Source organism: Parasphingopyxis algicola, assembly GCF_013378075.1.
Lineage (GTDB): Bacteria > Pseudomonadota > Alphaproteobacteria > Sphingomonadales > Sphingomonadaceae > Parasphingopyxis > Parasphingopyxis algicola.
The window spans coordinates 2,893,004-2,914,083 of record NZ_CP051131.1; the positions used below are offsets into that span (position 1 = coordinate 2,893,004).

A 21,080-nucleotide genomic window follows, 5' to 3' on the forward strand; every position below is an offset into this window, starting at 1 on the left:
GATGCAGGAAGAACGGATCGACTGGCCTAACGGCGCGAAGATGGCGCTGAGCGTCGTCGTCAATGTCGAAGAGGGCAGCGAGATGACGGTCGCGCGCGGCGACAAGGGGATGGAGCCGGTCGACGAACTCGGCATCCATATCCGCGCGCCGATCCGCAATTACGGCAATGAGAGCAACTATCTCTACGGCATCAAGGCCGGTGCCCCGAGGATCGTCAAGCTGCTGCGTGCATACGATATCAAGGCGAGCTGGACGGTCGCGGCGATGAGCCTCGAAAACCATCCCGAGATCGCCGAAGCCATCGCCGAACTCGGCCATGAGCCGGTCAGCCATGGCTGGCGCTGGGTCCACCAGTTCAAGCTGGACGAGGATGCCGAGCGCGAATTCATCCGCAAGGCCGTCGCCTCGATCGAGAAGACGGTCGGCGTACGCCCCTATGGCTGGCTCTCGCGCTATTTCCATACCGACGAGACGCGCCGCCTGCTGATCGGGGAAGGCTTCGCCTATCATATGGACGATTATTCGGGCGATGTGCCCTATTGGGATCGCGAGACGGTGCCCGGAAAGCCGCTGGTGATCGTGCCGTACCAGCTCGACAATAACGACATGAAGATGTGGACCGACCCCGCGCTGACCCCGCATCAATGGCTCGACTATGCCAAGGCGAATTTCGACCAGATCTATCGCGAGGGCGAGGAAGGCAATGCGAAGATGATGAGCCTCGGCCTGCACCTGCGCATCATCGGCCGCCCGGGCCGCATCTGGGCGCTCGAGGAATTCTTCAAGCATGTCCGCGCGCATTCGGACGTCTGGGTGACGACGCGGCACGAGATCGCGCAGCACTTCGCGCAAGTGGAACCCGCATGACCCTCCGCCTCGAAAAGGAGGGCAAGATCGCGCGTCTGCTGATCGACCGGCCGGACAAGCGCAACGCCTTCACGCAGGAGATGTGGGAGCTGTTTCCGGATCTGCTCGCCGATGCGATGGGCGACGACGCGATCCGCGTGCTCATTGTCCATGCGAGCGAGAAGGACAGCGCGTTCAGCGCGGGCGCCGATATCGGCGAGTTCGCGGCGGGGGCGAAAGACGCGGAATGGCGAGCGAAAAACCAGGCCGCGATCCGCACGGTGCAGCACGATCTCGCCCGCGCGCCCAAGCCGACCGTCGCCGTGATCGACCGGGATTGCATCGGCGGTGGCTGCGGCATCGCGATCGCTTGCGACATGCGGGTCGCCGGGCCGAATGCGCGCTTCGGGATCACGCCGGCCAAGCTCGGCCTCGTCTATTCGTTGCACGACACCAAGCTGCTCGTCGATCTGGTCGGACCTTCGCAAGCCAAGCGCATCCTCTTCACCGGCCAGCTGCTCTCGGCGGAAGAGGCGCACGCTATCGGCCTCGTGACGATCCTCGCCGAGGAGCCATATGAGGAAGCGATGGCGCTGGCCGAAACCATGGCGTCCGTCTCGTCGCACAGCCAGCGTATGAGCAAGGCGATCGTCCGGCGCATCCTCGACGGCCAGACGGACGATGACGCGGAGACGGCGGCGCAGTTCGACGCCGCGTTCGACGGCGCCGATTTTGCCGAGGGCGTCGCCGCGTTCCTCGAAAAGCGAAAGGCGAGGTTTTGATGACTGTCCCCGTCATTGCGAGGAGCCGCGAGGCGACGAAGCAATCCAGAGCCGCAAACGCCATTTTTAGCCGCTCTAGATTGCTTCGCTGCGCTCGCAATGACGAATCTTTTGGATCGAGTGACATATGAAACACGGAACCATTCTCGGCGGGGTTGTCGCGACACCCGATCTCGATGCGGCGCTTGCCGATTATGAGGGCATACTCGGCCTGAAACTGATCGAACGCGGCGCGCTGCCCGATGACCTTGCCGCCAGCTGGGGCGTGCCGGCGAGCGCCGGCCGGCCGACGGCGATCCTCCAGCCGCAAAGCGGCGCGCCCTGCTTCATCCGTCTCGTCGAACAGCCCGACCATCCCGATTTCATGCCGACCCGCACCCATGGCTGGGCGGCCTACGAGCTCACCGTGCAGGACGTGTTCGGCTGGCCGGACCGGCTCCAGGGCAGCGGTTTCGATATCGTCGGCCCGCCCAAGGAACTGGAAGGCCTGCCCTTTTTCGTGCCGATGCAGGTGACGGGGCGCGGCAAGGAGATGATCTATCTCAACGAGGTGCGCGAGAACACGCCCTCGTCGGACCTGCCGCATGCACAGTCGCCGACCGACCATATCTTCATCGTGATCCTCGCAACGCCCGATCGCGCGGCGACGGTCGCCTGGTATCGCGAGCGGCTGGGCCTAGACGAGGGCGACACCTACACGCTCGAATATTCGATGATCAACGACGCTTTCGGCCTGCCCGCGGGCACCCAGTCGGATTTGACCATGGTGCAGAACGACCGGCTGCCGATCGTCGAGGTCGACGATTATCCGGCCGAGGCGACGGACCGCGCCCGGCATGATGGTATGCTGCCGCCCGGCAACGCGATGGTGACCCTCGCCGTCGACGATCTCGATGCACTGGCGTGCGAATGGATAACGCCGCCGACAGCCCGGCAAGGTCCGCTCTATGACGGCCGGCGTGCGGCTACCGTCATCGGCCCGGCCGGGGAACTGCTCGAACTGGTGGAGACGAAGACATGACCAAAGTGATGCCGTCCGCCGCCTATATCGCCTGGTGCAAGGATCTGCCCGGGGACGAACCCGCCCGTTTGCGCAAGGAGCTGGCCCCGGCCCATTTCGTCCATATCGAGACGATCATGGACAAGATCCGGGTGGCCGGCCCGGTGCGGAACGAAAATGGCGAGACGATCGGCTCCATGCTGGTCTTCAATGCCGAGAGCGAAGCCGAAGCCCGCGCCTTGCTCGACCGAGATCCCTATGCCGGGGCCGGTCTCTGGGAAAGCGTCGAGATTCACCCTTTCCTGCCGGCGGCGGGCGAATGGATTGGCGGCAAGATCTGGTAATATGTCGTCATTCCGGACTTGATCCGGAATCCAGAGCAGCGAGCGGGATCGCTTTTGGCCCTGGACCCCGGATCAAGTCCGGGGTGACGTTTTCTTCCCGACAGGAGCATGCTTGCCCGGATTCCAGTCGGTCAGCCGCTCCAGCGCATAGCTGAGCGGCGCATCCTCGAGCGGGGTCGCCAGCGTGTCGTTCCAGCGGTTGAGGAAGCCGAACAGCGCGATCATCGCGACCAGTTCGACGATCTGGCGTTCGCTCCAATGCGCCCGCAGCGCTTCGAAATGCGCGTCGGTCGCCGCGTTGGGCGTCTGCCCGGCGGCGAAGGCGAGGTCGAGCGCCGCGCGTTCGGCATCGGAAAACAGGTCGCTCGTCCGATACTCCCAAACGGCGGCGACCTTCTCGCTGTCGACGCCCGACATCTGCGCCGCGCCATGCGCGGTATGGGCCTCGCAATAGCGGCACCCGGCAGCGCTGCTCGCGACCATCGCCATCATCCGCTTGAGGCCGAGATCGACTTCCTGCGATCCGTAGATCGTCCCGATCAAACCTTCGAGCGCGCCCAGCAGTTCGGGCCAGCGCGCCAGCGTCAGGATGTCGTTCGAGGCGAACCCCATCCGCGCTTCCGCTTCGCCCAGCCGCACGCGCAGATCCTCGGGCAGCGCGTCGAACGGCAGGGGATCGATCCGCGCCACGCCTAACCGTCCGCCGCATGCTTGCCGACCGCCCAGCCTGCCGGCGCCATCAGCGCCTCGGCGAATTCGCGCGGCGCGTCTTCGAGCGTCGTCGCCATCGTGTCGTTCCAGCGGTTGAGAAAGCCGAAGGCCGAGATTACGGCGACGATCTCGATGATTGCCCGCTCGTCAAAATGCGCGCGCAGCGCCGCGAAATGCGCGTCCGTGGCGGCGTTGGGCGATTGCCCGGCGGCGAGCGCGAGATCGAGCGCCGCCTTTTCCGCTTCGGAGAAGAGGTCGCTGGTCCGATACTCCCAGACCTTCGCGACTTTTTCCTCGGCGACGCCCATCTTCTCCGTCGAGCCATGCGTCGTATGCGCCTGGCAATAGCGGCAGCCGGCCGCGCTGCTGACGACGGCCGCGATCATCTGCTTGAGCCCCGGCTCCAGCACCCCGCCGCCGCCGAGCACCGTCGCAACGAGCGGCATGAAGCCGCGCACGAGATCGGGCCAGCGCGCCATGGTCAGCAGCGAGTTGGGGATGAATCCCATCCGCGCCTCGGCCATCGCCAGCATCGGCTTCAGGTCTTCCGGGATTTCGTCCGGCGACAGGGGAGCGACATGGGCCATCTAGGGCAGCAGGACGGTCGAGCCGACCGTCTTGCGCGCTTCGAGATCGCGATGCGCCTGCGCGGCTTCCTCCAGCGGATAGGTCTGGCCGATCTCAACGCTCAGCACGCCCTCGCCGAGCAGCGAGAAAAGCCGCGCCGCGCCCGCCGCCGCTTCATCCCGATCCGCATAATAATCGAACAGGGTCGGGCGGGTTGTGAACAGCGAACCCTTTTGCGCGAGGATGCCGAGATTGGTCTCGCCGACCGGCGCGCTCGCATTGCCGAAGCTGATCTGCAGGCCGCGTTGCCCGAGCGAATCGAGCGAGGCTTCCCAGGTCGCCTTGCCGACGCCATCGAACACGACGCGCACGCCCTTGCCGCCGGTGATCTCGCGGACGCGGGGCGCAACCTCTTCCTCGGTATAGAGGATCACATGATCGGCGCCCGCCGCCTTGGCCTTTTCCGCCTTTTTTTCGCTGCTCGTCGTGCCGATCACCTCGGCGCCGATATGTTTGAGCCATTGCACGAGCAGCTGTCCCGTGCCGCCGGCCGCGGCATGGACGAGCACCGGCCAGCCGCTTTCGACCCGCCCGCAGCGCTCGACGAGAAATTCGGTCGTGCAACCCTTGAGAAAGGCCGCCGCGGCGACGTCGTCCGCCACGCCCTCGGGCAGCGCGAAGAGCCGGTCGGCGGGCATATTCCGCGCGGTTGCATAGGCGCCGAGCTGCGGTCCGAAGGTGACGACGCGATCGCCTTGCCTGAAGCCGCTAACGCCGGGTCCGACGGCCTCGACGACGCCCGCCGCCTCGAGACCGAGCCCGGTCGGCAGCTCAACGGGGTAGATGCCCTTGCGGTGATAGGTGTCGATCATATTGAGGCCGACCGCCTTGTTGCGCATCCGCACCTCGCCTGCGCCCGGATCGCCGAGATCGATATCCTGCCAGGTGATGACCTCGGGCCCGCCATGTTCGGTTATCTGGGCCTGTCTTGCTTGCATGATCTTCATTCCTTCATCGCGTTGGAAAATTTCCGAAGTCGTCATGCTGAACTTGTTTCAGCATCCACTTTTCAACCTGCAACCGCCTTCGCGGATGGAGCGGTGGATCCTGAAACAAGTTCAGGATGACGAGCCTTGTCGAAACAGTCCGACACGCTCATTCGTCCCCGTTTCCATCCTGCACCGTGCAGCTCGCCTGCATCCAGCGCAGATTGATGCCGATCCGTTCGGCGCCGGGATCGGCCCAGCTATACGATACCGCGCGGTCCGGATCATCCTCCGTGTGGACATATAGCACAAGGCTCGGCCGGTTGCGGCTCGGGGCGGGCCAGATAACGTTGCGCATCCGGACGATCGCGACCGGCGCGCCGCTGTCGCCGCCCCCCGCGCGGATGCGGCCGCCCTGATCGTGCATCATCAGGCCGCTATCGAACGTCCATTCGCTCTCGCCGTCGGATTCGGTCTTGCGCACCGAGATCCAGCAGGAGACGGGCCGCGCGCGGCGCAATTCGAGCGGGCGGCCGTCGGGCCAGGCCATGGCGATTTCTGCGGGTCCGATACGCTGCATGACGGCGGGCAGATCGTCGCACATGCCCTCGCTCGCATCGAGGACGAAGGCATCGCCTTCGGGGCGGAACAATCGCGTGCAATCGTTCGAGGACAGGGCCGTCAGATCGCCGCGCGGCACGACGGTCACGGTCTCGGCCGGTTCGACCGGTTCGCCGAACGCGTCGACCGGCTGGAGCGTGAACGCGCCGTCACCATCGGCGGTGAAGCGCAGGCTGATCCAGCGGTCCTGCGGCTCGCCTGCCTCGCCCTGGAAATAGACCTGTTCGGTGTTTGCGTAGATGCCGGGAAGCAGGTCGGCGAGGTCCTGCGCCGCGGCCGGCGCGGCGACGCCCGCCAGTATCGCCATCGTCGGAATGATGCGCATCGTCGTTCCTCCCCGAACCGTCCCTACAGGCTATCGCGCGGCGCGGGAAATGCAAATATGTCCGGACAAATTTTGACAGGCAGGACGATTCCGGCGAAAAGCGTGAGCGGGAGGATGATGACGATGCGCTATTGGATCGGACTGTTGGTCTTTCTCTTTGCCGCGCCGGCGCTGGCGCTTGAGGCGGCGGCGCCCGATGCGCGCACGATCCTCGAACGCGCGACCGAAGCGGCGGGCGGCGCGGACTGGCTCAATCCCTTCACGTTGCAGCTCAGCGGCCATGCCGTCTTCTACGGCCCCGACAGCGCCGAACCGCGCAGCCGGTCCGACGATTACCGGATGTGGCGCGTCTTCGATCCCGATCGCACCGCGAGCCATAATGCGCAGGGCAAGGTCCGCATTCGTGCTGGCGTCGGAGACGGCGTGATGTTCGAGGTCGGCTATGACGGCGAGACGACCTGGACCCAGGACGGGATCATGCCGCGCGAAGAGGCGGACGCCTATTGGGCCTCGGCCTTCGGCTTCGGGATCATTCGGCGCGCGCTGGGCGAGGGCTTCACCCTGACCCGCATCCCGGACGGCAATTCGAACGGCCACCCGACCTACAAGATCCGCATCACCGATCCCGGCGGCGCGGAGACGATCTTCGGGATCGACCAGCAGAGCCATTATATCCGCACGATGGAATTCGCGACGCCGCGCGGCTGGCACATGCGCGTCTATGACGATTTCTACCGGCTCGAGGACCCGGACTGGGTGCAGGCCGGGACGGTGACGCTCTCCTATAACGGCACCGTCTCGAACACCGTCACCTGGACCGAAACGGTCGTCAACGCGCCGATCGGGGACGATGTCTTCACCTATCCGGGTGGACCAAGCCGGTAACGCCAGCACAACCGTCACCCCGGACTTGATCCGGGGTCCAGGGCCGTAAGCGATATCGCAGGCAGCCCTGGATTCCGGATCAAGTCCGGAATGACGTTCAAATGAAAGGAGCCACCATGCCCGCCTATATGATCGTTACCGCGAAGATCGCCGACCGCGACGCCTTTATCCAGGGTTATGGCATGGCCGCCGCCAAGCTCGTCGAGCAGTTCGGCGGCAGATATGTGCTGCGGGCGCCGGGCGCGGAACTGCTCGAGGGCGATTTCGGCGACGGGGCCTCGATGGTGATCTCCGAATGGCCGGACAAGGCCGCGGCCAAGGCCTTCTGGAACTCTCCCGAATATCGGGAGGTGAAGAAGCTGCGCGAGGGATGCGCGGAGTGCCAGGTCTTGCTGATCGAAGCGGACTCCATCGCTGGTTGAGCTAGTCCGCCGCCGTCACTTCCGGCGGTTCGGCGAAGGGGCGGATGCCGAAATGCGGATAGATGTCGGCCGGGAAATAGACGGTCCCGTTCGCGACGACCATCGCAATCGACTTGATCGCGGAGAGGTCGGCGGTCGGGTCGCCGGGCACGAGGAAGAAATCGGCATATTTGCCGCCCGCGATCGATCCCAGATCCTCGTCCTGGCCCAGATACTCGGCCATGCCGAGCGTGGCGAGACGGAGTACTTCGGGTGCGCTGTAGCCGGCGCGTTCGAACAGTTCGAGCTCGCGGTGATAGGCGAAGGAGCCGCCCATATCGGTGCCGGGCACGATTCTGATGCCGCGTTCGCGCATCATCGCGATGGTGCGGATGACCTGGTCGAAGGCGCCGCGATAGCGTTCGTCGGCGCCCTCCGCCGAGATATCGGCCCAGGCTTCCTGCAGGCTGCGCTGCTGGCCGACCGGCATGTGATCGAAGATATCGGCAAAGCCCGGGGAAACCTCGCCGTTGCGGCCGAGCAGCAGCGCCTCGTGGATGGCGATGGTCGGATCGATGGCGATATTGTTCTGCGCCATCAGGCCGATCGTGTGCTGGACCGGTTCGCTGTCAAGATCGAGCGCCGGCAGCCGGTCGAGCGCGGTCAGGCGGAGCAGGGTGCGCGTATCCTCGTGCGGTTCGAGCACCCAGCCCAGCATCACCTGGTTGATATGGGTGAGTTCGTCGAACCCGGCCGCGATCATCGCATCGGCGTTGGAGAAGGCCGGCACATGGCCGGCGACGCGCAGCCCCAGCCGGTGCGCTTCCGCGACGAGCCGTGGCGCCCAGTCCGGCGTCATCGAATTGTAGAGCTTCACCTGGTGGAAGCCGCGCGCCGCATACCAGCGGACCTGTGCGAGCGCCTCTTCCTCGGTCTCGACCAGTTCGCCGGTCTGCGAACTGAATTCGCTCAGCCCTTCGATAAAGCCGCTGCGCGTGATGCGCGGCCCGGCGATCGTGCCGTCCGCGATCCGTTCGATCAGCCCGTCGAGCACGTCGTTCTCGTTGCCCATGTCGCGGACCGAGGTGACGCCGGCGGCGATGTTGAGCAGCGCTACATTCTGCGAGATATGGCCGTGCATCTCGTACATGCCGGGCACCAGCGTGCCGCCCGCCCCGTCGATGATCGTCTCACCCTCGGTCGCGGGCGCATCGTTGGGCTGGATCGAGCTGATCCGGTCGTTGTGCCAGACGACGGCATGCGGGCCGGTGCGCGTCATCGTTTCCGGATCGAAGATATGGACGTTGCGGACGCGGACCGGGCCGTCGAAATTGCGCGCGGCCTCGGCCTGGATGCGGACGAACCGCTCGGTCGACAGTTCCTGTGCGCGATTCCGCAGCGCTTCGTCGGCCGCCTCGTAACCCGTGCGGACAATCGCGAAGCGCGGACTGGCAAAGGCGAACAGGCGGTTCTCAGCGTCGAGCGTCACATAGACCGGATTGAGATCGAGCCCGGCGATCTCATAGGTGGTGGTCGCGACCGCGCCGTCCGGGCCGTCGTGGCTGGCCGTACCGCGTTCGGTCAGCGTTGCGGTGCCGCCGGGCAGCACGGCCATGCTGTCGTCCGCGTCCGCCAGCAGCGCGCGGGCGAGCAATGCCAGGCTCCAGGGACTGCCATTCTGGTCGATATAGAAGCGCGCATCGGCGATCGCGGTTTCGCGCTCGCCGGTCGCGTCGCGCCAGCGGGCCCGGCCGTTTTCGAGCACGAACGTCTCGTCGACGAGATTGCCGAACGTCGTCGCGCCCTCGATCTCCCAGCGCAGCGGATAGCCGTCCGCGTCGAGCGTGATCGTCTCGGCGATCGTCGGCCCGCGCCCGTTATTCTTGTAGTCATAGTCGATCGCGACCCGGCTTCCTTCCGCATCGACGCGAAGATGGCCGACATCGTTGCCGCCGGACAGGACCCGGTATTCGCGCATCTCGGCCGCCGCCGGCGACGCGAGAATGAGTGTGGCGAGCAGCAGTTTCTTGAGCATGGGCCGAAAGTCCTTGGATCGGGATTGGGGGGAGACGGGATTGCGATAGCGGCCCGTATCGCCCTCCGCAAACTGCTGGCGCCCATCGCAATTGGCAGTTGCGCTCCGCCGCCGCCTCGTGTTTGCACGCGCACGAACAGCGAAGGACGAATGATGAGCGAGATCGCGGATACCACCCCCGTCATTATCGGCGTCGGCCAGTATAGCGAACGGCCCGACGATCCGGACTACCGGGCGCTCTCGCCGATGGATCTGGGCGGCAAGGCGCTGGCGGCGGCGCTGGCCGACAGCGGCGCGACGGACGATGCGGCGGGCGCGATCGATACGATCGCCGCGATCCGCCAGTTCGAGACGTCGGTTCCCGGCGCGGTGGCGCCGTTCGGCAAATCGAACAATGCGCCGCGCTCCTACGGCAAGCGCGTCGGCGCGGAGCCGGAGCGGGCGATCCTCGAGATCGTCGGCGGGCAGGGGCCGCAGAAACTGGTCGGCGAATTCGCGGCGGATATCGCCGAGGGCCGGTCGGAGGTCGCCGCGATTATCGGGTCCGAGGCGATTTCGACGGTGCTGACCTTGAGCAAGCAGGGCGAAAAACCGGACTGGTCCGAAGACATTGAAGGCCAGCTCGAGGATCGCGGTTTCGGGATGCGCGGGCTGCTCGATTCGACGCTGATCGCGCACGGCCTCGCCGCGCCGATCCCGATCTACGCGCTGTTCGACAATGCACGGCGCGCGGCGCGCGGGGCGGGGCTGGAGGCGTATCGGCGCGAGATCGGCGAGCTGTTCGCACCGTTCAGCGAAGTCGCGGCGAAGAACCCCCATGCCGCGGCGCCAGCCGCACGGACGGCGGAAGAACTGGCGATCGTTACCGAGCGCAACCGGATCGTCGCCGAGCCCTATCCGCGGATGACGGTCGCGCGCGACCAGGTGAACCAGGCGGCGGCGATCCTGATCGCCTCCGCCGGCAAGGCGCGGGCGCTCGGCGTGCCCGAGGAGAAATGGGTGCATATCCATGCCGTCACCGATGCGAAGGAGCTGTCGGTGCTCGAACGGCCCGACATGGCGACCAGCCCGGCCTCGATCGCTTCGGTGCGCGCAGCGCTGGATATGGCGAGAGTCGGGATGGACGCGATCGGCTATCTCGATCTCTACAGCTGTTTCGCGATCGCGGTCACCAATATCGCCGACGCCTTCGGTATCGCGCCCGACGATCCGCGCGGGCTGACGCTGACCGGCGGGCTGCCCTTTTTTGGCGGGGCGGGAAATAACTACTCCGCGCATGCGATCGCCGAGGCCGTCCAGAAACTGCGCGCGGACGAGGACGCCTATGCGCTGGTCGGCGCCAATGGCGGGTTCATGAGCAAATATGCGACCGGCATCTATTCCCGTCGTCCCGCTGACTGGAGTGCGGAACGGTTCCGAAAACTACCGGATCAGACGGAGAAGCGCGAAGTCCGCGACAGCCATTCGGGCGAAGCGGTGGTCGATACCTATACGATCATGCCGGGCCGAAACGGCACGGTCGCGGCGGTCGTCGCGCGGACCGGAGACGGCGCGCGGATCGTCGCCAATGTCGCGCCCGACGATACGAATACGCTGGCGGTGCTGGAGCGGGGCGAGCCGTTCGGCCGGACGATCGCGGTGGAAGCGACCGATTCCGGCCGCAACCTCTTTACGTTCGCCTAAATCGTCATTGCGAGCGTAGCGCGGCAATCAGAGCCGAGCGCGAAACGCTCTGGATTGCCGCGGGCCTTCGGCCCTCGCAACGACGCCAGCCTGGCTGATCTCGATTGTTGCTCAGTCGAAATGCAGCTCGCGATAGCTGCCGCGATAATAGAGCAGCGGATCGAGGTCGGCGTCGAAACGCACGCGGATGACGCGGCCGAGCAGGATCAGATGATCGCCGCCGTCATATTCGGCGAATTTCGCGCATTCGAAATTGGCGAGCGAATCGCCGAGCATCGGCACGCCGGTCGACCAGGCCTCCCAGTCGGTTCCCTCGAACCGGTCGATATCGGGTGTCGCGAAACGCTGGGCGATTTCCCGTTGCCCGATATGGAGCACATTGACCGCGAAAGCCTCGGCCCGTTCGAACCAGGGCAGTTGGGTCGATTTGCGGTTCAGGCAGACGAGCAGCAACTCGGGATCCAGCGAGACCGAGGTGAAGCTGTTCGCCGTCAGCCCGACCGGCCGGTCGTCGCGATCCAGCGTCGTCACCACTGTGACGCCCGTACCGAAACAGCCCAGCGCGTCGCGCAAGGTGCGGCTGTCGGACCCTGAGCGGAGATCGTGCGGAACGGCGGGCGGAGCGTCGGACATGCGCCGGGCTATAGGCGGCTGGCGTCGGGAGGCCAAGCGGGCGTTGAGAGTCGTTTGTCAGAATTTCGTTAGCACGAAATCGCCGCACCAGGATTTGATTGTCAGAACATTGCTCGCGCAATGTCGCCGCACCAGCCCTCTCCCCCTCCCGGCCGCCCACAGGGTACACTCATTGGGAGGTCGGGAGGGGGGAGAGGGCTGGTGCGGCGCTCGACCGACAGGTCGAGTCTGACAAACGATTCTCAACTCCGCTGATTGAACCGCCGCCCGATCAGCGCCGCCGCAATATTCGTCTTCTGGACATCGGTCGTCCCGCCGGCGATGCCCCAGGCGAAGCCGTCGCGGACGCGCTGCTCCATGCCATATTCCTTGGAATAACCGTAGCCGCCCATGATCTGCATGCCATCGGCGGTCACTTCGCGGACCATCTCGTTGGCGAAGCATTTGCCGACGCTCGATTCGAAGATATTGGGCAGGCCCTGCGAGGCGTTGACCGCCGCGCGGTAGATGAGGAGCCGGGAGGCCTCGACCTTCATCGCCATCGCGGCGAGCTTGAGCTGGATCGCCTGGAAATCGACGATCGGCTTGCCGAACTGCTCGCGGTCCTGAGCATATTGCGTCGCCTCTTCGAGCGCGGCGGCAGCAAGGCCGAGCGACATCGTCGCATTGCCGCAGCGTTCGAGGCTGAACGCCTGCATGAGCTGCGCAAAGCCGCCCGCGGGCACGATCATATTGCCCTTGGGCACGCGGACCTCGTCGAGGAAGATGTCGGCGGAAGGGATACCGCGGAAACCCATAAGCTCTTCGGGCTTCCCGAAGCTGACGCCGTCGCGTTCCTTTTCGACGAGCACCGCGCCGATCCCCCTGGCGCCGGGCTCGTCGGACAGACGGCAATAGACGATATAGACATCCGAATGACCCGCGCCCGACGTCCAGCGTTTCTGGCCGCTGATCACGATCTCCTCGCCGTCGATACGGCCTGCGGTTTTCAGGTCGGTGAGCGCCGTTCCGGCCGCGGGCTCGGACATCGAGACGGCGACGACCGTCTCGCCTTTGACGACCGCGGGAATGATCTTCGCCTTGAGTTCGTCCGACGCGAAATGCTGGATCGTGCGGACCGGGCCGGTCAGCGCCTCGAAAATCGGGAAGGCGACGGCGACCGAGACCATCGCGAACTGCTCGAGCACGAGCAGGGCTTCGAGATGCCCGAGGCCCATTCCGCCATGCTCTTGCGGAAGGTTGACGCCGAGAAAGCCCATCTCGCCATAGCGGCGGCGCATATCGAGCGGGACGGGCGTATTGGTTTTCTCGAGCTCGCGCGCCAGTTCCATCGTTTCGGCGCGGGCGAATTTCCGCGCCGCTTCCTGCAATTCGGCCTGCTGTTCGGTCAGCTGAAAATCCATCGCCCTTGCGTCCTTCCGTCCTTGGTCGCGCGGACTGTATGGGCTGGCGGGCAGGGCGCAAGTGCCAGTTTTGCGAACATTCCGTCCGTCATTGCGAGCACAGCGAAGCAATCCAGAGCCGTAAACGATATCACTAGCCGCTCTGGATTGCTTCGTCGCTCCGCTTCTCGCAATGACGCCGGGCTTTAATAGCGGCGGTGCAGGTTATAGGACGCATGCAAACTGCAATTCGCACAGGAGTATCACGATGGCAGGCAAATGGTTCGACGAACTCGAAGTGGGGCAGACCTTCGATCATCCGATCCGCCGGACGATCACCGAGACCGACAATGTCCTGTTCACGACGATGACCCACAATCCCGCCCAGCTCCATCTCGACGAGGAATATTGCAAGAACGAAACCGAGTTCGGCACCCGGATCGTCAACAGCTGCTACACGCTTTCGCTCATGGTCGGCATTTCGGTCGGCGACACGACCCTGGGGACGGCGGTCGCTAATCTCGGCTGGGACGAGGTGCGCTTCCCGAAACCGCTCTTCCACGGCGACACGGTGCGGATCGAGACCGAGGTGGTGGGGCTGCGGGAGAGCAAATCGCGCCCCGACCAGGGCATCGTGACCTTCGAGCACCGCGCCTACAACCAGCACGGCGATCTCGTCGCGAGCTGCAAGCGCTCGGGGCTCCAGCGCAAGAAGCCGGCGGCCTAGCGCGTGACGGCGGCGAGCGCGGACGGCGCGGTCCCCGACCGCCGCTACCGGCATTATGCGCTCGGCGTCCTGACGGTCGTCTATTTCTTCAATTTCGCCGACCGGCAGGTGCTCGCCGTCCTGCTCGAGGACATCAAGCTCGAATTCGCATTGAGCGATACCGAGCTCGGCCTGCTTTCGGGCCTCGCCTTCGCACTCTTCTATTCGACGCTCGGCATTCCGATCGCCCGGCTCGCCGATCGCGCGAACCGGGTAAAGATCGTCGCCGGGGCGTGCGCGGTCTGGAGCCTCGCCACCGCGGCCTGCGGGCTCGCCGCGAATTTCGTGCAGCTGCTGCTCGCGCGGATTGCGGTCGGGGTCGGCGAGGCGGGCTGCGCGCCGCCGACCCATGCGGTGCTCGCCGATTATTACCGCAAGAGCGAGCTGTCGCGCGCGCTCGGCATATTGACCGCCGCGGCGCCGGCCGGGGCGATCGCCGGGGTGATACTGGGCGGGATCATCGCCGAGACCTGGGGCTGGCGCTACGCCTTTATCGTCGTCGGCCTGCCCGGGCTGCTCGTCGCCGCGGTCGCCTTTTTCACCCTGCGCGAACCCGAGCGCGGGCGGCTCAGCGAAACGCCGGTGACGGGCGAACGCCCGGCCTTTCTCGCAACCGCCAAGAGGCTGTTTTCGAACCGGATTTTCCTGTTCGTTACGCTGGGCAACGCGTTCGCGGTGATGATGGCCTATGTCGTCGCCAACTGGGCGCCGCCGCTTTATCGCCGCGTGTTCGAGCTCGGCGTGGCGGAGGTCGGGCTCTATGCCGCGCTCGGCATCATCATCGGCGGATTGCCCGGCACGGTCGCCGGCGGCATCTTGAGCGACATGCTGGTCAAGCGCGATCCGCGCTGGCAGGGCTGGATGCCGGCGATCGGCCTGATCCTCGCCTTTCCGCTGCTGCTGACCGCGCCGTTTTCGGCGACGGTGCTGGGCGCGGCGCTGGTGTTCGCGGTCGGCACCTTCTTCGCCAATCTGTGCCTCGGCCCGGCCGCCGCGCTGATCCAGACGGTCGCGCGGCCCAATGAGCGCGCGCTGGCTGCCTCGCTCTACATCTTTGTCGGCTCCGGTCTCGGGCTCGGCGCGGGGCCGCTTGTCGTCGGCCTCCTCAGCGACGCGTTTTCCGCGGCCTATGGCACGGACTCGCTGCGCTATGCGATGGCCGTGACGAGCGTGCTGACCCTGATGGGCGCCGCCATGTTCCTGATCGCGGCGCCGGCGCTGGGCCGGCGCGAACCGGCAAGCTGAGCACCGGATTGTTTTCGCGCCGAGGCTGTTGCAGTTTGCGGCGCCGCCAACCGAGGAAACGCCCATGCCGATCGACGCCACCCAGCCCTATGATCCCGACAATATCTTCGCGAAAATCCTGCGCGGCGAGGTCCCCAACGAAACGGTGTATGAGGACGATCATGTCCTCGCTTTCAAGGACATCAACCCGCAGGCGCCGGTCCATGTCCTCGTCATCCCCAAGGGCGACTATGTGAGCTGGGACGATTTCGCGGCGAAGGCGCCGGACGCCGAGATCGCTCATTTCGTCCGCAAGGTCGGCGAAATCGCCCGTGATCTCGAGCTGGTCGAACCTGGCTATCGCCTCCTCGCCAATATCGGCCCGCATGGCCATCAGGAAGTGCCGCACCTCCATGTCCACCTGTTCGGCGGACGGCCGCTTGGGCCTATGCTTGCGCGCGGCTAGGCGCTAGATACCGCGCAATAAAAGAATAAGGGGAGAGTATCGATGGTAGCGGCAACCCATACGACCAGCGAAGGCTGGTCGTCGCGATGGGCCTTCGTTCTTGCGGCGGTCGGCGCCGCGGTGGGGCTCGGCAATGTCTGGCGCTTCCCGACGCTCGCGGGCGAAAATGGCGGCGGGGCGTTCGTGCTCTTCTATATCGGTTGCGTCGTCCTGATCGGCCTGCCGCTGGTTCTCTCGGAAATCCTGATCGGCCGGGCGGGACGCAGCGATGCCGTCGGTAGCGTTCGGAACGTGGCGGCGGAGTCGGGGCGCAGTGGCGGCTGGGCGACCCTTGGGTGGGTCGAGGTCGTCGCCGCCTTCCTGATTCTCAGTTTCTACAGCGTCGTCGCGGGCTGGGTCATTTACTATGCGGGCGTCATGGGCCGGGATTTTTTCGGCACATTGTTCGCGGGCGCGCCGTTTGCCGGGGCGCTGCAAGGCGAGACCACCGAGACGATTCAGCAGCGCATGGGCGACCTGTTCACCAACATCCCGCTGCTGCTCGCCATGCACACGGTGTTCATGGGCATTACCTTCGCGGTCGTCGCCCGCGGCGTGCATGACGGGATCGAGAAAGCGGCCACCTATCTGATGCCCGCCTTTTTCGTGCTGCTGATCGCAATTACGATATACGGCGCGTTTCTGGGCAATTTCGCCGAGGCGGTCGCCTTTCTCTTTACGCCCGACTTTTCCAAGCTCACCGCCCCCGCGATGAACACCGCGCTCGGCCAGGCGCTGTTTTCGATGAGCCTCGGCTCGGCGGCGCTGATGACCTATGGTGCCTATGTGTCGCGCGAGACCAAGCTTGCGCCCACCGCTGGCATGATCGCCTTTGCCGATACGGGGGTGGCAATCATCGCGGGCCTGATGATCTTCCCTATCGTTTTCGCCGTAGGTCTTGATCCGGCCGCTGGCCCGACCCTGGTTTTCCAGTCGCTCCCGGCCGCTTTCCAGCAGATGCCCGCGGGCTCGCTGGTCGGTTTCCTCTTCTTCGTCCTCATTTTCTTCGCCGCGCTGACGAGCTCGATTTCGCTGCTCGAGGCGCCGACGAGCTGGGGGATCAATGAGCGCGGCTGGTCGCGACCCAAATCGGCCTTCATCTTCAGCTTCTCGGCCTTCGTCATCGGTATCGCCTGTCTCCTCTCGCTAAGCGTCTGGAGCGATATCCGCCTGCTCGGCTTCTGGTCGATCTTCGCCGAGACCAACATCTTCGACACGATCGACGGCTTTACCGGCAAGGTGATGCTGCCGGTCGCGGCGCTGCTGACGGCGATCTTCGTCGGCTGGCGGGCCGACCGGAAGCTCGTCGAGAGCGAGACCGGTCTGGAAGGCGGGCTGTTCGGCCTGTGGCGCTTCCTCGTCTGCTGGCTCGCGCCGATCGCGGTCGCGCTGATCCTCGTGTTCGGCCTGTTCCCGGGATTGCTTGGAAACTAGTCTTATGGCGTCGGACGCGATCGAGATCGTCGATCCCGATCCCGCATGGCCGGCCAAGTTCGCGGACGAGAAACGCCGGGTCGCCGAGGCGCTGGCCGGCGAAACGCTGCTGGCGGTCGAGCATGTCGGTAGCACTGCCGTGCCGGGTTCGGCGGCGAAGCCGGTTATCGACATGATGATCGTCGTTCCGTCCGTTGACGAGGCGCGAAACCGTTTCCCGGCCGCGCTCAAACCGCTGGATTATGTATTCTGGGCCGATAATCCGGATGCGGACCGGTTATTTTTCGTAAAGGGCATGCCGCCGTTCGGCGATGGGCGAACGCATCACGTGCATGTGTGCGAACCCGGTCGGCTGATGGCGGATCGCCTGGCGTTTCGCGATTATTTGCGCGCGCACCCCGATGAGGTACTCCGCTATTCCGCTCTTAAGCGCGAACTTGCGGCGCAGCACGGCGAAGACCGGGAAGCCTATACGCGCGGTAAAGACGGCTTCGTCGCGCGAATCCTGGAACTGGCGAAATCCGCCTAGCTTAGCCGTTCCGCCACTAGCGCCTTCAGATCGGTCTCGGGCCGGGGCCCGTAATGCTGGATCACCTCGGCGGCGCAGACCGCGCCCATGACGAGGCTGTCCTCGATTCCGCGGCCCTCGGCCTGCCCGGCGAGGAAGCCGGCGGCGAACTGATCGCCCGCGCCCGTCGCATCGACGACGCGGTCGATCGGTTCCGCGCCGATTTCAGTGCGTTCGCCGTCCTTGACCGCCAGCGCGCCTTTCTCGCTGCGCGTGACGACGAGCAGCGGCGTCTTGGCGGCGGTCGCCGCGACGGCGGCCTCGAAGTCCTCGGTTTCCTGCAGCGATTTGATCTCGTCCTCATTGGCGAACAGGATATCGATCCGGCCATCGTCGAGCAGTTTCAGGAAATCGCCCCGGTGCCGGTCGACGCAGAAACCGTCGGACAGGGTGAAGGCGACGCGGCGGTCCGCTGCCTTGGCGATGTCGATTGCCCTGTCCATTGCCGCGCGCGGGTCTTCGGGATCCCAGAGATAGCCTTCGAGATAGAGGATCGCCGCGCTCTCGATAAGATCGGTGTCGAGCGCGGATGCCGGCAGGTGCTGGGACGCGCCGAGAAAGGTGTTCATCGTCCGCTCACCATCGGGTGTCACCAGAATCAGGCAGCGCGCGGTCTTGGGGTCGCCGGCGCGCGCCGGCGTATCGAACGTCACGCCGAGCGCGGTGATGTCATGGCTGAAGACCTTGCCGAGCTGGTCATCGGCGACCTGGCCGATAAAGCCGGTCTTGCCGCCCAGCGCCGCGATCCCCGCGATGGTGTTCGCCGCAGAACCCCCGCTCGCTTCCACGCCCGGGCCCATCTTGGCGTAGAGCGCCTCGGCCTCCTCGGTCGTGAAGAGCAACTGCATGGCGCCCTTGCTGAGGCCCTCGGAGGCGATGAACGCGTCATCGGCCTGGGCGATGACGTCGACAATGGCATTGCCGATGGCAACGATATCGAGCGTGGATTCGGACATTAAAGGCTCCTGAAATGCTGGACATAACGTCCATAAATGAACGTCATTCCGGACTTGATCCGGAATCCAGAGCCAAGAGCGACATCGCCCGCAACCCTGGATTCCGGATCAAGTCCGGAATGACGGGAATATTATCTGCGCACCTAGTCGCCCAACTTCCTTCACGCAACATGTCAGGTGATTGACGAGCCGCATTGCCCGCCCCATCAATCTTCCATGTTCCGCGCGCTGTTCCTATCGATCGGCCAGCTCGGCGATCGGGTCTTTCTCAAGGTCCTCGCCAAGTCGCTGGCCTTGACCATCCTCCTGTTCCTCGTGGCCGGCGTCGGCGTCTACTGGCTGCTGATCTGGCTGTTCGACTGGTTCGGATGGAGCGAGAATGGCGGGCTGGCTGCGGCGGCGAGCGCCGTCATCATCGCGGGCCTGAGCTTCTGGCTGCTGTTCCGCGCGGTGGCGATGGGCGTGATCAGCCTGTTCACCGACGAAATCGTCGATGCGGTCGAACGCAAACATTATCCGGACAAGGCCGAAGTCGCGCAGGCGGCCGGCTATGCGGACCAGGTCCGCGTCGGCCTCGCCTCGGCGGGCCGGGCGATCGGCTGGAACCTGCTCGCCGCGCCGCTCTATATCGTCCTGCTCGTGACCGGCGTCGGCACCATCGCCCTGTTCCTCGCGCTCAACACGTTGCTGCTCGCCCGCGATCTCGGCGAGCTCGTCGCGATCCGCCACGTCCCGCGCGACCAATGGCGCGACTGGCGGAGGGAGACGCGCGGCAGACGGATGCAGATCGGGCTTGTCGCGGCGGGGCTATTCGTGATTCCTGTCGTCAATCTGCTCGCGCCCATCCTGAGCGCGGCCATGGCAGCGCATATGCTGCACGGGGGAGTCAAAGACGATGCGTAAAACGATAGCGATTACCGGGGCTCTGGCCGTGGCGGGCTGCGCGACCACGGTGCCGCCCTCGGTGCCGACCACGACCAGCCGGCCGATGACCAATACGGTGGGGCTGGAACGGGTGATCGGGCGGAGCGCCACCCAGCTCGTCAGCCTGTTCGGCGATCCGGCCCAGGATTTCCGCGAGGAAGGCGCGCGCAAATTACAGTTTGCGGGCGATGCCTGCGTCCTCGACACCTATCTCTATCCCGAACGGCGCGGCCGCGAACCCGTCGTCACCTATGTCGACGCGCGCAACGCGACCGGCGAGGATGTGGATCGCGCGGCGTGCGTCGAGGCGCTGGCGCGGCGGTAGCGAAAGACCGGCTGCCCTGGGCTCGTCGAAGGGCTGTATCTTTTTTGTCAGACTCGACCGTCAGGTCGAGTCTGACAAACAGCCATGGGACGCTAGGCGCTATTCAATCGGCCCATCGCCCACTCCGCCGCTTCGCGCACAATGTCATCCGGATCGTCGAGCAGCGCCCGCACCGGCTCCGCCAGCGCTGCATCGCCGCTGTTGCCCGCCGCGATCAGGCAGTTGCGGACCATCCGGTCGCGGCCGATACGCTTGATCGGCGAGCCGGAAAAGACCGTGCGGAACCCCGCATCGTCGAGCGCCAGCAGGTCGGCGAGCTTGGGCGCGGCGAGTTCGGCGCGGGCGGCGAACAGCTTGTTGGCCTCGGCTTGTTCGGCGAACTTGTTCCACGGGCAGACGGCGAGGCAATCGTCGCAGCCATAGACGCGGTTCCCCATCGCTGCGCGGAACTCATGCGGGATCGGGCCCTTATGCTCGATCGTCAGATAGGAGATGCAGCGCCGCGCATCGAGCCGGTAGGGCGCGGGAAAGGCGTCGGTCGGGCAGGCCGTCTGGCAGGCCGTGCACGAGCCGCAATGGTCCTCGCCCGGCGCGGCGGGTTCGAGATCGAGCGTCGTATAGATCGCGCCGAGGAACAGCCAGTTGCCATGCTCGCGCGAGAGCAGGTTGGTATGCTTGCCCTGCCAGCCGATGCCGGCGGCCTCGGCGAGCGGTTTCTCCATGACCGGCGCGGTGTCGACGAAGACTTTGACATCGGCCTCTGCGCCCTGCTTCGCCGCTTCCGCGACGAGCCAGCGCGCGAGCCGTTTCAGCGCCTTTTTGACGATGTCGTGATAATCCTTGCCCTGCGCATAGACCGAGATCCGCCCGATATCGGTCTCGCCTTCGAGCCGCAGCGGATCCTCCTTCGGCGCATAGCTCATGCCGAGCATCACCAGCGAGCGCACTTCGGGCCAGAGCGCTTGCGGCCGCTCGCGATGATGGGAGCGGCTTTCCATCCATCCCATCTCGCCATGCGCGCCCGCGGCCAGCCAGTCGCGCAGCCGCCCGGCGGTTTCGGGCGCGGCGTCGGCGGGCGCGATCCCGCACGCCGCGAAGCCCTCTTCGGCCGCGCGCGCCTTCAGGCGTTGGGAGAGGGTGGCCATGTCCATCACCCTCTTTCCTAGGCATTTGCCG

23 protein-coding genes are annotated in these 21,080 nt (G+C 65.5%); 14 read left to right on the forward strand and 9 right to left on the reverse strand.

Translation table 11 applies throughout. The features are described from left to right. Position 1: 1 nt before the first annotated feature. The 4 genes from HFP57_RS14330 (at position 2) to HFP57_RS14345 (ending at position 2,973) form a co-directional block, all read left to right on the forward strand. The gene (locus HFP57_RS14330) at positions 2–868 is read left to right on the forward strand and encodes a polysaccharide deacetylase family protein (protein ID WP_176870417.1); all 867 of its coding nucleotides are present in this window, start codon (positions 2–4) and stop codon (positions 866–868) included. Continuing rightward, positions 865–1,629 carry an enoyl-CoA hydratase/isomerase family protein gene (locus HFP57_RS14335; protein WP_176870418.1) on the forward strand — a complete coding sequence of 255 codons (765 nt, stop codon included), beginning with the start codon at positions 865–867 and terminating at the stop codon, positions 1,627–1,629. Before HFP57_RS14330 ends, HFP57_RS14335 begins: the two co-directional genes overlap by 4 nt. Before the next feature lie 127 nt (positions 1,630–1,756). Further along, entirely contained in the window at positions 1,757–2,650 is an 894-nt protein-coding gene (locus HFP57_RS14340; protein WP_246263180.1) for a VOC family protein, read from the forward strand. Further along, positions 2,647–2,973: a YciI family protein gene (locus HFP57_RS14345; protein WP_176870419.1), complete on the forward strand. Its 327-nt coding sequence runs from the start codon at positions 2,647–2,649 to the stop codon at positions 2,971–2,973. The genes HFP57_RS14340 and HFP57_RS14345 overlap by 4 nt, the downstream gene beginning before the upstream one ends. 72 nt (positions 2,974–3,045) lie before the next feature. On the opposite strand, the gene HFP57_RS14350 is transcribed toward HFP57_RS14345, so the two are convergent. The 4 genes from HFP57_RS14350 to HFP57_RS14365 all read right to left on the reverse strand — a co-directional run bounded on the left by HFP57_RS14350 (position 3,046) and on the right by HFP57_RS14365 (position 6,183). Beyond that, on the reverse strand, positions 3,046–3,663 hold the full coding sequence (locus HFP57_RS14350) for a carboxymuconolactone decarboxylase family protein (protein WP_176870420.1): 618 nt from the start codon (positions 3,661–3,663) through the stop codon (positions 3,046–3,048). 2 nt (positions 3,664–3,665) lie between these two features. Beyond that, complete coding sequence (locus tag HFP57_RS14355) at positions 3,666–4,271, reverse strand: carboxymuconolactone decarboxylase family protein (RefSeq protein ID WP_176870421.1); 606 nt, start codon at positions 4,269–4,271, stop codon at positions 3,666–3,668. After that, positions 4,272–5,249, reverse strand: a complete 978-nt coding sequence (locus tag HFP57_RS14360; protein WP_176870422.1) for a quinone oxidoreductase family protein — start codon at positions 5,247–5,249, stop codon at positions 4,272–4,274. A 157-nt stretch (positions 5,250–5,406) separates the two neighbouring features. Beyond that, entirely contained in the window at positions 5,407–6,183 is a 777-nt protein-coding gene (locus HFP57_RS14365; RefSeq protein WP_176870423.1) for a hypothetical protein, read from the reverse strand. Positions 6,184–6,306: 123 nt separating this feature from the next. Between HFP57_RS14365 and HFP57_RS14370 the strand changes: the two genes are divergently transcribed. Together HFP57_RS14370 and HFP57_RS14375 are read left to right on the forward strand one after the other, a co-directional pair. Beyond that, the gene (locus tag HFP57_RS14370; RefSeq protein ID WP_176870424.1) at positions 6,307–7,068 is read left to right on the forward strand and encodes a hypothetical protein; all 762 of its coding nucleotides are present in this window, start codon (positions 6,307–6,309) and stop codon (positions 7,066–7,068) included. 101 nt (positions 7,069–7,169) lie between these two features. Next, on the forward strand, positions 7,170–7,490 hold the full coding sequence (locus tag HFP57_RS14375) for a DUF1330 domain-containing protein (protein ID WP_246263181.1): 321 nt from the start codon (positions 7,170–7,172) through the stop codon (positions 7,488–7,490). Position 7,491: 1 nt separating this feature from the next. Here HFP57_RS14375 and HFP57_RS14380 read toward each other — a convergent pair whose 3' ends face one another. Further along, positions 7,492–9,504, reverse strand: coding sequence for an amidohydrolase family protein (locus HFP57_RS14380; RefSeq protein ID WP_176870425.1), 2,013 nt, complete (start codon positions 9,502–9,504; stop codon positions 7,492–7,494). Positions 9,505–9,657: 153 nt separating this feature from the next. Here HFP57_RS14380 and HFP57_RS14385 point away from each other — a divergent pair, with 153 nt between their 5' ends. After that, entirely contained in the window at positions 9,658–11,187 is a 1,530-nt protein-coding gene (locus HFP57_RS14385) for an acetyl-CoA acetyltransferase (protein WP_176871341.1), read from the forward strand. 111 nt (positions 11,188–11,298) lie between these two features. On the opposite strand, the gene HFP57_RS14390 is transcribed toward HFP57_RS14385, so the two are convergent. Both HFP57_RS14390 and HFP57_RS14395 read right to left on the reverse strand, forming a co-directional pair. Continuing rightward, positions 11,299–11,820 carry a flavin reductase family protein gene (locus tag HFP57_RS14390; RefSeq protein WP_176870426.1) on the reverse strand — a complete coding sequence of 174 codons (522 nt, stop codon included), beginning with the start codon at positions 11,818–11,820 and terminating at the stop codon, positions 11,299–11,301. A 242-nt stretch (positions 11,821–12,062) separates the two neighbouring features. After that, on the reverse strand, positions 12,063–13,223 hold the full coding sequence (locus HFP57_RS14395; RefSeq protein WP_176870427.1) for an acyl-CoA dehydrogenase family protein: 1,161 nt from the start codon (positions 13,221–13,223) through the stop codon (positions 12,063–12,065). Between the two features lie 247 nt (positions 13,224–13,470). Here HFP57_RS14395 and HFP57_RS14400 point away from each other — a divergent pair, with 247 nt between their 5' ends. The 5 genes from HFP57_RS14400 (at position 13,471) to HFP57_RS14420 (ending at position 17,660) form a co-directional block, all read left to right on the forward strand. Continuing rightward, the gene (locus tag HFP57_RS14400) at positions 13,471–13,929 is read left to right on the forward strand and encodes a MaoC family dehydratase (RefSeq protein WP_176870428.1); all 459 of its coding nucleotides are present in this window, start codon (positions 13,471–13,473) and stop codon (positions 13,927–13,929) included. 3 nt (positions 13,930–13,932) lie between these two features. After that, entirely contained in the window at positions 13,933–15,213 is a 1,281-nt protein-coding gene (locus HFP57_RS14405; RefSeq protein ID WP_176870429.1) for a spinster family MFS transporter, read from the forward strand. 64 nt (positions 15,214–15,277) lie between these two features. Continuing rightward, positions 15,278–15,658, forward strand: coding sequence for a histidine triad nucleotide-binding protein (locus tag HFP57_RS14410; protein WP_176870430.1), 381 nt, complete (start codon positions 15,278–15,280; stop codon positions 15,656–15,658). Positions 15,659–15,700: 42 nt separating this feature from the next. Continuing rightward, positions 15,701–17,131 (forward strand): sodium-dependent transporter, encoded by a 1,431-nt coding sequence (locus HFP57_RS14415; protein ID WP_176870431.1) that lies wholly within the window; start codon positions 15,701–15,703, stop codon positions 17,129–17,131. A 4-nt stretch (positions 17,132–17,135) separates the two neighbouring features. Next, positions 17,136–17,660 (forward strand): GrpB family protein, encoded by a 525-nt coding sequence (locus tag HFP57_RS14420; protein ID WP_176870432.1) that lies wholly within the window; start codon positions 17,136–17,138, stop codon positions 17,658–17,660. Here the strand turns inward: HFP57_RS14420 and HFP57_RS14425 are convergent. Then, the gene (locus HFP57_RS14425; RefSeq protein ID WP_176870433.1) at positions 17,657–18,655 is read right to left on the reverse strand and encodes an adenosine kinase; all 999 of its coding nucleotides are present in this window, start codon (positions 18,653–18,655) and stop codon (positions 17,657–17,659) included. The two genes, HFP57_RS14420 and HFP57_RS14425, sit on opposite strands and share 4 nt — an antisense overlap. 216 nt (positions 18,656–18,871) lie before the next feature. On the opposite strand from HFP57_RS14425, the gene HFP57_RS14430 reads away from it, so the two are divergent. Both HFP57_RS14430 and HFP57_RS14435 read left to right on the forward strand, forming a co-directional pair. Then, entirely contained in the window at positions 18,872–19,558 is a 687-nt protein-coding gene (locus tag HFP57_RS14430; protein WP_176870434.1) for an EI24 domain-containing protein, read from the forward strand. Further along, entirely contained in the window at positions 19,551–19,904 is a 354-nt protein-coding gene (locus HFP57_RS14435) for a hypothetical protein (RefSeq protein WP_176870435.1), read from the forward strand. The genes HFP57_RS14430 and HFP57_RS14435 overlap by 8 nt, the downstream gene beginning before the upstream one ends. Positions 19,905–19,996: 92 nt before the next feature. Here the strand turns inward: HFP57_RS14435 and queG are convergent, their stop codons facing one another. Continuing rightward, positions 19,997–21,055, reverse strand: coding sequence for a tRNA epoxyqueuosine(34) reductase QueG (gene queG / locus HFP57_RS14440; RefSeq protein ID WP_218135030.1), 1,059 nt, complete (start codon positions 21,053–21,055; stop codon positions 19,997–19,999). Positions 21,056–21,080 lie beyond the last annotated feature (25 nt).

Excerpts from the sequence above, each read along its gene's own strand:
- HFP57_RS14330 (WP_176870417.1), top strand. The coding sequence starts at position 2 with ATGCAGGAAGAACGGATCGACTGGCCTAACGGCGCGAAGATGGCGCTG.
- HFP57_RS14335 (WP_176870418.1), top strand. The coding sequence starts at position 865 with ATGACCCTCCGCCTCGAAAAGGAGGGCAAGATCGCGCGTCTGCTGATC.
- HFP57_RS14340 (WP_246263180.1), top strand. The coding sequence starts at position 1,757 with ATGAAACACGGAACCATTCTCGGCGGGGTTGTCGCGACACCCGATCTC.
- HFP57_RS14345 (WP_176870419.1), top strand. The coding sequence starts at position 2,647 with ATGACCAAAGTGATGCCGTCCGCCGCCTATATCGCCTGGTGCAAGGAT.
- HFP57_RS14355 (WP_176870421.1), bottom strand. The coding sequence starts at position 4,271 with ATGGCCCATGTCGCTCCCCTGTCGCCGGACGAAATCCCGGAAGACCTG.
- HFP57_RS14360 (WP_176870422.1), bottom strand. The coding sequence starts at position 5,249 with ATGCAAGCAAGACAGGCCCAGATAACCGAACATGGCGGGCCCGAGGTC.
- HFP57_RS14365 (WP_176870423.1), bottom strand. The coding sequence starts at position 6,183 with ATGCGCATCATTCCGACGATGGCGATACTGGCGGGCGTCGCCGCGCCG.
- HFP57_RS14370 (WP_176870424.1), top strand. The coding sequence starts at position 6,307 with ATGCGCTATTGGATCGGACTGTTGGTCTTTCTCTTTGCCGCGCCGGCG.
- HFP57_RS14375 (WP_246263181.1), top strand. The coding sequence starts at position 7,170 with ATGAAAGGAGCCACCATGCCCGCCTATATGATCGTTACCGCGAAGATC.
- HFP57_RS14380 (WP_176870425.1), bottom strand. The coding sequence starts at position 9,504 with ATGCTCAAGAAACTGCTGCTCGCCACACTCATTCTCGCGTCGCCGGCG.
- HFP57_RS14385 (WP_176871341.1), top strand. The coding sequence starts at position 9,658 with ATGAGCGAGATCGCGGATACCACCCCCGTCATTATCGGCGTCGGCCAG.
- HFP57_RS14390 (WP_176870426.1), bottom strand. The coding sequence starts at position 11,820 with ATGTCCGACGCTCCGCCCGCCGTTCCGCACGATCTCCGCTCAGGGTCC.
- HFP57_RS14395 (WP_176870427.1), bottom strand. The coding sequence starts at position 13,223 with ATGGATTTTCAGCTGACCGAACAGCAGGCCGAATTGCAGGAAGCGGCG.
- HFP57_RS14400 (WP_176870428.1), top strand. The coding sequence starts at position 13,471 with ATGGCAGGCAAATGGTTCGACGAACTCGAAGTGGGGCAGACCTTCGAT.
- HFP57_RS14410 (WP_176870430.1), top strand. The coding sequence starts at position 15,278 with ATGCCGATCGACGCCACCCAGCCCTATGATCCCGACAATATCTTCGCG.
- HFP57_RS14415 (WP_176870431.1), top strand. The coding sequence starts at position 15,701 with ATGGTAGCGGCAACCCATACGACCAGCGAAGGCTGGTCGTCGCGATGG.
- HFP57_RS14420 (WP_176870432.1), top strand. The coding sequence starts at position 17,136 with ATGGCGTCGGACGCGATCGAGATCGTCGATCCCGATCCCGCATGGCCG.
- HFP57_RS14425 (WP_176870433.1), bottom strand. The coding sequence starts at position 18,655 with ATGTCCGAATCCACGCTCGATATCGTTGCCATCGGCAATGCCATTGTC.
- HFP57_RS14430 (WP_176870434.1), top strand. The coding sequence starts at position 18,872 with ATGTTCCGCGCGCTGTTCCTATCGATCGGCCAGCTCGGCGATCGGGTC.
- HFP57_RS14435 (WP_176870435.1), top strand. The coding sequence starts at position 19,551 with ATGCGTAAAACGATAGCGATTACCGGGGCTCTGGCCGTGGCGGGCTGC.
- queG (WP_218135030.1), bottom strand. The coding sequence starts at position 21,055 with ATGGACATGGCCACCCTCTCCCAACGCCTGAAGGCGCGCGCGGCCGAA.